We start from the raw sequence: 11,862 nt of genomic DNA on the forward strand, positions 1-11,862 counted from the left end.
GGTCGTGCTTCTCCCTACTTGGATGTCGCAGCGGCCGGCACCGGCGCGGCGGCCGGTGCGGTCAGGTCCAGGCCGGGAACGCCGTCCCCGCCCTGGAGTTGGAAGTAGGCACCCGCGAGGATGCGCTGCTTGAGCGCGGGACTGCGGTCCACCAGCCGGTAGAGCAGCTGCCGCCCGCGCACCTGCCAGGGCTGCTCCAGCGCGAACATCCGCTCCTGGCGCAACTGCAGCCCGCGCGAGCGGGCCACGGAGGGCTCGCGCACGGCCTGGAACTCGGCCAGGACGGAGTCCAGCAGCGGTATGGAGGGCGTACGCCCGCCGGCGAAGTGCGGTGCCAGCATGGGCGCCAGGGTCACCGCGTCGATGACGGCGTGGTTCACGCCCTGGCCCAGGATCGGCGACAGGGTGTGCGCGGCGTCGCCGGTCAGCACCAGCCCGGGGCGGTGCCAGCGGGGGACCAGTGCGGTGAAGATGTCCAGCATGGACGTGTCCGTCCAGCCCTTGACGTGGGTGCGGACGGTCTCCGACAGCTCCGGCGCGAGGGCGTCGATCCTGCGGTGGAGCGCGGAAATGCCTTCGGCGCGAAGCTCCTTGAGGCCGCCCTTGGGAATGTTCAGGCCGACCCGGACGTCGTCGGGGTGGGTCGGGATGAACAGCCCGTGCTGGCCGCCCCGGATCCGGACGCGGTAGGTGGCCGCGTCCCATTCCGCGGGGAAGGGCAGCTTGAGCCAGATGACGTCGCGGTCCAGCGGCACCTTGGTGGCGGCCAGCCCGGACAGCTCCCGGATCTTGCTGAACCGCCCGTCGGCGGCGACGGTCAGCGTGGCGTGGACGGTGAGGTCACCCTCGGGGGTACGGCAGCGGACCCCGGTGACGGTGCCGTCGGCGGCCTCGACGAGCTCCACGGCCGTTGCGCGGCGCAGAAGTTGGAAGCCCTCGAACGGGGCGGCCTGCTCGGCGAGGACGGACAGCAGGGCGGGCTGCGGCAGCTCGACGGGGTAGGGGTGCGGGTAGGGGAAGTCCGCGAACTCCGCGCGAAGGACGGTCCGTCCGCCGTCGGTGATCTCCATGCGCCGCATCTCCAGGAAGGAACCGCGGAGTTTCGGCAGCAGGCCGAGGCGGTCGAGCAGCCAGACCGAGTCCGGGGAGATGGACTCACCGCGGAACGAGCGGGCGTTGGTGGCGCTCTGCTCCACGACGGTGACGCGGACCTCGCGTCTCGCCAGCTCCAGGCCCAGCGCGAGGCCGGCGGGGCCACCCCCGACGACGCATACCTGTGCGGTCACATCCTCAGCCATCGTCTCCCTGCCTCCCTCATTCCACGGTCGCCGCCCACGCTCCCGGCCGGCCCTTAAGCCCCACTTGCGCCCTGCGGGCAGCAACGAGCCACCCCTGGTGCGGCCCGGGCTCTCGGCAGGCGGCCTGCTCCGCAGCGGCCGGTGGCCCGGGCCGGCCACGGGGCCCGGCTCTCGGCAGGCGGCCGGCCCCCTCAGGGGCGCGCGGAACTGCGCGAGCAACCCACCACCCGCGGAGGTTCGACCCCATGTGCGGGACGGACCTCCGCGGGTGGTGGGCCGGTCGCGCAGTTCCCCGCGCCCCTGAGGGGGGCTGCAACTGAGCCTTTAGCGGTGGGGGGCACGCTCGCGGCGACCGAAGGGAGCGTGGGGATGAGCGAGCCGATGGAGTACCCGTTCGAGCGGGAGGGGGCGTTGACGCCCTGCCCCCACTACGCCCGGCTGCGGGCGGAGAGTCCGGTCAGCCTCGTGCGGATGCCCAGCGGGGACACCGCCCGGCTGGTCACGAGCTACGAAGGAGTTCGGGCCGTCCTCGGCGACCCGCGGTTCAGTCGGGAGGCCACCCTCGCGGAGGGGGCTCCCCGTCTCGCCGCCGCGCCGCAGCGCTTTCCCAGCCTGCCCAACCTCGACGGCGCGCCGCACGCCCGCGTCCGGGCGCTGGTGTCACGGGAGTTCACCGCCCGTCGGGTCGCCGCCCTGCGGCCGCGGATCCAGCAGCTCACCGACGAACTGCTCGACGCCCTCGCCGAGGCCGGCCCGGGGCAGGATCTGGTCCAGGCGTTCGCGTTCCCCCTCCCCGTCCGGGTGATCTGCGAGTTGCTCGGCGTCCCGCTCGCCGACCAGGAGAAGTTCTCCCGCTGGTCCGCCGCCTTCGTGGCGACCACCGGCGCGAGCGCGGCGGAGATGCTCGCCGCCCAGGCCGGCCTCCGCGACTACCTCGCCCAACTCCTGCTCGCCAAACGGGAGTCACCGGGCGACGACCTGCTCTCCGCACTCGTCACCGTGCACGACCAGGACGAGGGGCGGCTCAGCCAGGAGGAGTTGGTCTACCTCGGCGTCAGTCTGCTGGTCGCCGGGCACGAGACGACGGTCAACCAGATCGCCAACGGCACCCTGGCGCTCCTCGTCGAGCCCGGCACCGCCGTCAAGGCGCTCACCGACGGCTCCGAGGACGACGCCGCGGCCGTCGTGGAGGAGCTGCTCCGGCTCCACCTGCCCGGGGACGAGACGCTGCTGCGCATCGCCGTCGAGGACGTCACCGTGGACGGGACGCTGATCAGGGCCGGCGAGGCCGTGCTGCCCTCGCTCGGCTCCGCCAACCGCGACGCCGCCCGCTTCGCCTCCCCCGACGAGCTGCACTGGGACCGCCCCGAGCGCGGGCACCTCAGCTTCGGCCACGGCAGCCACTACTGCCTCGGCTCGGGGCTGGCCCGGGCCGAGCTGCAGATCGCGCTGCGCTCGCTCTTCCGCCGCTTCCCGACCCTGCGGCTCGACGTCCCGCTCGCCGAGGTACCGCGCAGCACCGGCCGGCTGATCCACGGCGTGTCCCGACTGCAGGTGGCCTGGTGAACCGCCGCCTGGTGAACCGCCGGCTGCTGCTCCTGTTCCAACTGCGCTGGTGGCTCCGGCTGTTGCGGCGCGAGGCCTGGCGCGGCCTGGTCGCCTCCGGCGTCTGGTACGGCACCGTCGGCCCGGAGATCCTGCCGTCCGTGCTGCCCGGCGGCGACGGGGGCGGGCCGCCGCCCGGGCATCCGGAACGGCTGGTCGCCGAGAAGCCGCCCACCGCACAGGAGTCGGTGCTGTGGGTGCAGCTCACGCCGCCGGGCCGCGTCGGCGCCAGCCCAAGAGAGCCTTAAGCGCCCTTGGCGAACATCGGTTCGCCCGGGGCTCGCCGCCCATCGATCCGTCGACTGCGAAGAGACGAGGGACCACCTTGAACAGCACGCGGACCTTCACGGAGCTGGTGCTGCAGCGCACCGCCGACCTGGGAGAGAAGGACGCCTTCATCTTCCTGCACGACAGCGCCGCCGCCAGTGACGCGGAGCGGCTCACCTACGACGCCCTGGACGGCGAGGCCAAGCGGATCGCTTCCTGGCTGCAGCAGCGCGGCGCCTCCGGCGGCCAGGTGCTGCTGCTCTACCCCTCCGGGCTGGACTTCATCAAGGCGTTCACGGCCAGCCTCTACGCCGGCACGGTGGCGGTGCCCGCTCCGCTGCCCGGCGACCAGGGGAGCCACTTCGCCCGGGTGACCGCGATCCTCAAGGACGCCGAGGTCCGCGCGGTGCTGACGGACAGCGCCAACGAGCCGGGCATCAGCGGCTGGCTGAAGGAGGCCGGCCTGGACAGCATCCCGGTGCTGGCCACGGACACGACCGGCTGGGGCGACGCCGCCGACTGGCGCGAGCCCGAGCTGACCCCGGAGTCGCTGGCCTTCCTGCAGTACACCTCGGGCTCGACCAGCACCCCCAAGGGCGTCATGGTCTCCCACCGCAACCTGCTGGCCAACGAGTTGGCGATCCAGCACGCGCTCAGCAGCCACCAGGACACCCGGCTCGGCGGCTGGCTGCCCTTCTACCACGACATGGGCCTGATCGGGCACATCCTGCAGCCGCTCTACCTCGGCGGCTCCGCCGCGCTGATGTCGCCGATCTCCTTCCTCAAGCGGCCGGTCCGCTGGCTGCAGATGATCACCGAGCACAGGGTGACCGTCGGCGGCGGCCCCAACTTCGCCTTCGACCTGTGCCTGCGCCGGGTCACCGACGAGCAGCTGGCCCAACTCGACCTCAGCAGCTGGGAGCAGGCCTGCAACGGCGCCGAGCCGATCCGCGCCGAGACGGTCCGCGCCTTCACCGAGCGCTTCGCCCCGGCCGGCTTCCGCGCCGAGTCCTTCTTCCCCTGCTACGGCATGGCCGAGACCACGCTGCTGGTCTCCGGCACCCCGCTGGGCAAGGCCCCGGTCTTCCGCCGCGCCGACGCAGTCGCGCTGGAGCAGGGCGAGCTGCGCGAGGCCGCCGACGACGCCACCAGCGGCGTGCGCAGCCTGGTCAGCAGCGGCGTCATCACCGACTTCGACGTCCGCATCGTCGACCCGGAGACCTTCCGCGAGCAGCCCTCGGCGCACGTGGGCGAGATCTGGGTCAAGGGCGACAGCGTGGCCTCCGGCTACTGGAAGCGCCCCGAGGTCAACGAGGAGATCTTCAACGCGGTCCTGGTCAGCGGCGAGGGCGACGGCGAGGTCCGGGACGCGGGCTGGCTGCGCACCGGCGACCTGGGCCTGGTCGACGACGGCCAGCTGTACGTCACCGGCCGGCTCAAGGAGATGATCCTGATCAACGGCCGCAACATCTACCCCCACGACGTCGAGCGCGCGGTCCAGGCCCTGGACCCGGCCTTCGGCGTCGGCGGCGGCGCGGCCTTCTCGGTGGACGTGGCCGGCGCCGAACACCTGGTGCTGGTCCAGGAGATCCGCCCCAACGCTCCCTCCGCCGCCGACCTTCCCCAACTCGCCGCCGCCGCAAGGTCCCTGGTGAGCCGTGAGTTCACCGTCGCGCTGAGCGTGCTGCTGGTCCGCCCGGGTACGATCCGCAAGACCACCTCCGGCAAGATCCAGCGCACCCTGATGCGCAAGCTGGTCCTGGAGGGCCGCCTCGAGCCGGCCTTCCAGCAGCTGGAGGAGCCGGTCGCCGCCGCCGCTGCCGCCCTGGAACCGGTGGGCTGAGCCGTGACCGACCTGGAGACCGAAGCAGTCCACGCCCCCTACCGGTTGGCCGAGCAGCTGGAGCTGCGGCTGGGACCGGCCGAGGACCCCGCCAACCCGTTCAGCTTCCGGGCCTGCCTGGACCTGGACGAGCGCGAGGAGTTCCCGGCGGGGCCCTGCGCCAGGCTGGAGGAGCTGGGCGTCCACGCGTACTACGTCCCGGCCGAGCACGGCGGGCGGCTGGAGAACTACGAGCAGCTGCTCCAGGTGATGCGCACCGTCGCCCGCCGCGACCTGACGGTGGCCATCGGCCACGGCAAGACCTACCTGGGCGGCGTCTGCGTCTGGGTGGCGGGCGACCAGGAGCAGGCCGACCGCCTCGCCGAGGCGATCCACGCCGGACTGCCGGTCTCCCTGGGCCTGACCGAACGCGCCCACGGCAGCGACCTGCTGGCAGGCGAGGTGCGCGCGGAGCCGGACGGCGACGGCGGCTGGCTGGTCAGCGGCGAGAAGTGGCTGATCAACAACGCCACCCGGGGCAGCCTGATCTCGCTGCTCACCCGCACCGACCCGGCCGGCGGCCCGCGCGCCTTCAGCATCCTGCTGGTGGACAAGCGCAAGCTGCCCCAGGGCAGTTACCGCCACCTGGACAAGGTGCACACCCACGGCATCCGGGGCGCCGACATCTCCGGCATCGCCTTCGACCGGGCGCCGGTCCCCGCCTCCGCGGTGGTCGGCGACGTCGGCGGCGGCCTGGAGACCGTGCTCAAGGCGCTCCAGCTGACCCGCACCATGTGCGCGGCACTCTCCCTCGGCGCGGCCGACCACGCCCTGGCGCTCGGCCTGGAGTACGCCGGGCAGCGCCGCCTCTACGGCCGGACCCTGGCCGAACTGCCGAAATCGCGGCGTGAGTTGGCGGAGAGCACGGTGGACGTGCTGACCCACGAGGCGCTGGCCCTGGTCGCCTCCCGGGCGGTGCACACCGCCCCGCAGGAGCTGTCGCTGAGCGCGGCCGTCACCAAGTACCTGGTGCCCACCGGCACCGAGGCGGTGATCGGGCAGCTCACCCGGCTGCTGGGGGCGCGGGCCTTCCTCAAGGGGGTGCACGCCGACGGCCGCTTCCAGAAGGTCGACCGCGACCACCGGATCGTCGGCCTCTTCGACGGGAACACCCTGGTCAACCTCAACTCCCTGGTGGGTCAGTTCCGTTCGCTGACCCGCGCGTACCGGCGCGGCAGCGGGCAGCCGGCCGGCGCGGTGGCCGCCTTCACGCTGGCCGAACCGCTGCCGCCGCTGGCCCCCGAACGGATGTCGCTGGTGGCCCGGCACGGCAGCGGGGTGCTGGCCTCGCTGCCGGACTCGGTGGCGGCGCTGCGGGCGGCCGCCGAGGAGGATCCGGCGCACAAGCCGGCCCTGGCCGCGGCCGAGACGCTGCTGGCCGTCGTCGCCGAGGTGCACGAGGAGATGGAGCGGCACCAGAACGCGGTGACCGAGGTGTCCCCGGCCGCCTTCGAGACCGCGCGCCGCTGGAGCCTGTGCTTCGCCGCGGCGAGCTGCCTCGGCGTCTGGGCGTACAACCGCGAGAGCGCCGAGCGCGGCGGCACCGCCGAGCTGTGGCAGGGCGCGCTGTGGCTGCGGGCCTCGCTGGCCCGGCTGCTGGTGCGCCTCGGCGTGCCGGAGGGCGCCGACCCGGAGGCCTACGACGGCGTGCTGACCGCGGCCCTGGACCTGCACGGCGACGGGCGGCTGGTCTCCCTGCTGCCCTTCCGCCGGGCAACGACCGTGTTTCCGAACCACACTGAGGAGGCGTCATGACCACCGACGCCGTCGCGCTCATCGCCGGCGGTCGGGGCGACCAGGAGGACCGCGCAGCGGCCCGGGTGGCCGAGATCGAGGCCGCGCTGGGCGATCCGTGGGACCCGGCCAACCCGGTCGGCTTCAGCAGGCTGCTGGAGGCGGACGAGGCCGGGGAACTGTCCGACGCGGGCGAGAAGGCGCTGGACACCCTGGGACTGAACGCCGAGTTCGTGCCGGTGGCCTACGGCGGCCGGCTCGAGCGCATCGACACCCTGGTCCGGGTGCTGCGGCAGGTCTTCCGCCGCGACGTGGCGCTCGGCCTCGGCTACGGTGTCACCTCGTTCATGGCCTCGGTCAACGTGTGGACGGCGGGCAGCGACGAGCAGCGGCGGCGGCTGGCCGGCGTCCTGCTGGACGGCGGCCGGGCCTCGGTGGCCTACCACGAGCTGGCGCACGGCAACGACTTCGTGCGCAACGAGTTCGAGGCGGTCCCGCTGCCCGGCGGCGGCTTCCGGCTGCACGGCGCCAAGCAGGTCATCAACAACGCGGCCCGGGCCCAGGCCTGGCTGCTGTTCAGCCGCACCGACCAGGCGCCCGGCTCGCGCAGCCACTCGGTGCTGATGGTCGAGCGGGACCAGGTGGACCCGGAGCGGCTGCGGATTCTGCCCCGCTACCAGTCCGTGGGCGTGCGCGGCTGCCTGCTCGGCGGACTGGACTTCGACCACGCCGAGGTGCCCGCCGGCGCCCTGGTCGGCGAACTGGGCCAGGGGGTGGAGCTGGCGCTGCGGTCCTTCCAGATCACCCGCAGCGCCGTGCCCGGAATGGCGCTCGGCGCGACCGACACCGCGCTGCGCACCGTCCTCGGCTTCGCCCGCGAGCGGACGCTGTACCGCAAGCCGGTGGCCGACATCCCGCACGCCCGCGCCACCCTGCGCAACGCCTTCCTGGACCTGCTGATCAGCGACAGCCTCTCGCTGGTGGGCACCCGGGCGGTGCACCTGCTGCCGGAGGAGACCAGCGTCTACGCCTCGGCGGTCAAGTACCTGGTGCCGAAGCTGCTCTCGGAGGCGATGAACGACCTCTCCATCGTGCTCGGGGCGCGCTTCTACGTCCGCGAGGGCGAGCACGGCATCTTCCAGAAGCACCTGCGCGACCTGCCGGTGCTCAGCCTGGGTCACGCCGGGTCCGCCGCCTGCCAGGCGACGATCATCCCGCAGCTGCCCCGGCTGGCCCGCCGGTCCTGGTTCCAGGAGGAGCCGGCCCCGGCCGAACTCTTCCAGGTGCGCGGCGACCTGCCGGAGCTGCCGTTCTCCCGGCTCACCCTGGCCAGCGGCCGGGACAGCCTCAGCGCCTCCCTGGTCGCGGCCGTGCACGAGCTGCCGGACCGAACCCCGGAGGAGACCGCGATCCAGCGGCTGGCCCTGCTGCTCATGGACGAGCTGCGGCAACTGCAGGAGCAGAGCCTGGAGTTGAGCCTGGAGGACCGGACCGCGCTGGCGTCCCCGACCAGCTTCGCGCTGGCCGACCGGTACACCGTGCTGCTGGCCGGCGCGGCGGTGCTCGGGGTCTGGCGGCAGGCCGCCGCCGAGGGCGCCGACGCCTTCCTGGCCGACCCGGCCTGGGCCGCGGCCGCCCTGGACCGGCTGCTGCGGCGGCTCGGCCACCGGCTGCCCGACCCGCCGGCCTCCTGCGAGGAGCGGGTGCAGCAGGAGCTGACGCGCCGCTTCGAGGAGCGCCGCAGCTTCGACCTCTACGACACCCCGCTCGCGGGCTGAGCCCACCGACCACCGCATTTGATCCGGCATCAGATCCCAGGAGGACCCTCCATGACCGTCTCCACCCACACCAACGAGTCGCTGACCGTCTGGCTGGTCGACCGGATCGCGGTCTACCTGCGGCGCAGCTCCGCCGAGATCGATCCGACGGTGCCACTGGCCGAGTACGGGCTGGACTCGGTCGCCGCGCTGAGCCTCTGCGGCGACATCGAGGAGGACTTCGACCTGGTCCTGGAGCCCACCGTGGCCTGGGACTACCCGACGGTCGAGGCCCTCGCCGGCCACCTGCTGGAGGAGTTCAGGCTCCAGGAGGGCGCGTCCCGATGACCGACGTCGCCATCGTCGGCCTCGACTGCCGCTTCCCGGGCGCGCCCGACCCGCGCGCCTACTGGGAGCTGCTGATGCGCTCGGGCGACGGAGTCGGCCCGGTCCCGGCCAACCGCTGGGACCGCGCCGAGTTCCACTCGCCCGAGGGCGGCGACGGCCGGGCCAACACCGACCAGGGCGGCTTCATCGCCGACCCGGACGCCTTCGACAACGAGTTCTTCACCATCTCGCCGCGCGAGGCGCAGGCGATGGACCCGCAGCAGCGGCTGCTGCTCCAGTGCGCCTGGCGCTCGCTGGAGGACGCGGGCGTGGCCCCCGGCGGCCTCGCCGGCAGCGACACCGGCGTCTTCGTCGGCATCATGGGCAACGAGTGGGCCCACCAGCACCTGACCGACTTCGACCGGATCACCGCCCAGGTCGGCTCCGGCAACGGCTACTGCATGACGGCCAACCGGATCTCCTACCACCTCGACCTCAAGGGCCCGAGCCTGGCCGTGGACACGGCCTGCTCCTCCTCCCTGGTCGCGGTGCACCTGGCGGTCAACTCCCTGCTCTCCGGGGAGTGCTCGACAGCGCTGGCCGGCGGCGTCAACATCACCGTCTCCCCGGCGCTGGGCATCTTCTACACCCGCGCCGGGCTCTCCGCGCCGGACGGCCGCTGCAAGCCGTTCAGCGCCGAGGCCGACGGCATCGGCCGCGGCGAGGGCGTGGGCATGGTGGTACTGCGCCGCCTGGAGGACGCGCTGGCCGACGGTCAGCAGGTGTACGCGGTGATCCGCGGCACCGCCGTCAACCAGGACGGCCGCAGCAACGGCCTGACCGCGCCCAACCGCTGGGCCCAGCAGGCGGTGCTGGAGGCCGCCTACCGCCGGGCCGGGATCGAGCCCGCCGACGTCGCCTTCGTCGAGGGCCACGGCACCGGCACCGAGCTGGGCGACATGATCGAGACCAAGGCGCTGGGCGCGCTGCACGCCGCCCGCGCCGACAAGCCGCTGGCACTCGGATCGGTCAAGGGCAACCTCGGCCACACCGAGGGCGCGGCCGGGATCGCCGGGCTGATCAAGGTGGCGCTCGCGCTGCACCACCGGGTGGTTCCGCCGAGCCGGTTCGCCCGCAAGGAGAACCCCAAGCTCAACCTGGCGTCCAAGGGCATCCGGCTGCTCAAGGCCCCGCTGCGGCTGCCGGCCACCACCACCGTGGCGGGGCTGAGCAGCTTCGGCATGGGCGGCACCAACGCCCATGCGGTGCTGGCCTCGGCGCCGCCGCAGGCGGTCCGGCCCCGAGGCGGCGGCCTGCCCGAGGGCGGGGTGTTCACGCTGAGCGCACCGAGCCCCGAGGCGCTGCGCCGCAACCTGCTGGCGCAGGCAGAGGAGCTGTCCCGGAGCCGGGCCCGGCTGCCCCAACTGTGCTGGAGCAGCAACCAGGTGAAGACGGGTCACCGGTTCCGCTTCGCCCTCGCCGCCGCCGACACCGCCGAACTCGCGCAGGCGCTGCGTGCCGCCGCCGAGGACGACGAACAGCTGACCCGGCACGCCTCCCGCCCCACCGGCCGGCCCAAGGCCGCGTTCCTGTTCACCGGCCAGGGCGCCCAGTCCCCCGCCATGACCATGCGGCTGTACCGGGAGCACCCCGGCTACGCCCGGCACCTGGACCGCGCCGACGCGGCGCTGCGTCCGCACCTGGGCCTGTCGGTGCGCGAGCTGCTGGAGTCCGGCGACGCCCGGATCCACCGCACCGGCTTCGCCCAACCCGCGCTGTTCGCAGTGGAGTTCGCACTGGCCGAGACGCTGCGCGAGCTGGGCGTCGAACCGGCGCTGCTGCTGGGCCACAGCGTCGGCGAGTTCGCGGCCGCGGTGGTCGCCCAGGCGCTGACCCTGGACCAGGCCGCCGCCCTGATCACGGCCCGCGGGCGGCTGATGGACGCCCTGCCGGACGGCGGCGGGATGCTCTCCGTCTTCGCCCCCGAGGCCGAGGTGCGGCCGCTCGCCGAGGCCGAGCCGCTGGTCGGCGTCGCGGCGGTGAACGGACCGCGGCAGACGGTGCTCTCCGGGGACCTGCGCGCCCTGGACCGGATCGCGGGCAGCCTGGCCGAACAGGGCGTCGAGTGCCGGTCGCTGACGGTCTCGCACGCCTTCCACTCGCCGCTGATGGAGCCGATGCTGCGCGAGTTCGCACGCGTCGCCGAGGGCCTGGGCGGGGTGCCCCGGCTCCCGTTCTACTCCACGGTGCGCGGTCGGCTGCTGCGGCCGGGCGAGGCCCTGGACGCCGGGTACTGGGTCGAGCACATCACCGCGACCGTGCGCTTCGCCGACGCCGCGGAGGCCCTGCTGGCCGCCGGGCCCACCCATGCCGTCGAGATCGGCCCCAAGCCGGTGCTGGGCGGACTGGTGCGGCGGCTGCGGCCGCCCGCGGGTCTGCGCAGCCTGCACCCGCTGCCCGGCGAGGACCCCGGGCGGCACCAACTGGCGGAACTCGTCGCCCAGTTGTACCAGGACGGGCTGGACCCGGACTGGACCGCGCTCTATCCGGCGGAGCAGCGCCGGCTGGTCCGGCTCGCCCCCTACGCGTTCTCCGAGGCGCACCGCTTCTGGGCCGAGCCGCCGACGCGGCGCGGCCGCGCCCGGGCCGCCCTGCGGGTGCAGCCCGAGCCCGACGAGTCCTCCCCGCAGCCGTCCAGCGGGCTGGTCCGGCTGGCCCCGGCCGGCCGCTCCGCCTTCACCGGGCGCGTCCCCGAGCGGGTCGCCGCTGCGGTCGCCCAGGTCGGCGGCTACAGCGTCGACGAGCTGTCCGGGCACTCGCGGCTCTATGAGGACCTGGGCTTCGACTCGGTGCTCGTGATGGAGCTGAAGAAGCAACTGGAGCGGCAGCTCCCGGAGATCGGCGAGGTGTCCGTGCCGGACCTGCTGCCCGCCCTGTCCTCGGTCGCCGACCTGGTGGCCTGGTGCGAGGCCCGGCCGGCGGCGGCCCCCCC

General features: G+C 73.9%; 8 protein-coding genes. 7 read left to right on the top strand and 1 reads right to left on the bottom strand.

The features are described from left to right. Positions 1-14: 14 nt before the first annotated feature. On the bottom strand, positions 15-1,298 hold the full coding sequence (locus tag ACFP3V_RS02135; protein ID WP_380579030.1) for an FAD-dependent monooxygenase: 1,284 nt from the start codon (positions 1,296-1,298) through the stop codon (positions 15-17). Positions 1,299-1,667: 369 nt separating this feature from the next. Between ACFP3V_RS02135 and ACFP3V_RS02140 the strand changes: the two genes are divergently transcribed. From ACFP3V_RS02140 to ACFP3V_RS02170, 7 genes are all read left to right on the top strand, one after another. After that, complete coding sequence (locus ACFP3V_RS02140; protein ID WP_380579032.1) at positions 1,668-2,864, top strand: cytochrome P450; 1,197 nt, start codon at positions 1,668-1,670, stop codon at positions 2,862-2,864. Further along, on the top strand, positions 2,861-3,151 hold the full coding sequence (locus ACFP3V_RS02145; RefSeq protein ID WP_380579034.1) for a DUF6059 family protein: 291 nt from the start codon (positions 2,861-2,863) through the stop codon (positions 3,149-3,151). Before ACFP3V_RS02140 ends, ACFP3V_RS02145 begins: the two co-directional genes overlap by 4 nt. Positions 3,152-3,228: 77 nt before the next feature. Further along, on the top strand, positions 3,229-5,013 hold the full coding sequence (locus ACFP3V_RS02150) for a fatty acyl-AMP ligase (protein WP_380579037.1): 1,785 nt from the start codon (positions 3,229-3,231) through the stop codon (positions 5,011-5,013). A 3-nt stretch (positions 5,014-5,016) separates the two neighbouring features. Continuing rightward, positions 5,017-6,807 (top strand): acyl-CoA dehydrogenase family protein, encoded by a 1,791-nt coding sequence (locus tag ACFP3V_RS02155; protein ID WP_380579040.1) that lies wholly within the window; start codon positions 5,017-5,019, stop codon positions 6,805-6,807. Then, positions 6,804-8,564, top strand: coding sequence for an acyl-CoA dehydrogenase family protein (locus tag ACFP3V_RS02160; protein ID WP_380579042.1), 1,761 nt, complete (start codon positions 6,804-6,806; stop codon positions 8,562-8,564). Before ACFP3V_RS02155 ends, ACFP3V_RS02160 begins: the two co-directional genes overlap by 4 nt. Positions 8,565-8,615: 51 nt before the next feature. Beyond that, positions 8,616-8,891, top strand: a complete 276-nt coding sequence (locus ACFP3V_RS02165; RefSeq protein ID WP_380579044.1) for an acyl carrier protein — start codon at positions 8,616-8,618, stop codon at positions 8,889-8,891. Beyond that, positions 8,888-11,862, top strand: a 2,975-nt coding sequence (locus ACFP3V_RS02170) for a type I polyketide synthase (protein ID WP_380579047.1), incomplete at its 3' end; no start/stop codon positions are given. The genes ACFP3V_RS02165 and ACFP3V_RS02170, both read left to right, overlap by 4 nt.

This window comes from Streptacidiphilus monticola (genome assembly GCF_042658505.1).
Classification (GTDB): Bacteria; Actinomycetota; Actinomycetes; order Streptomycetales; family Streptomycetaceae; genus Streptacidiphilus; species Streptacidiphilus monticola.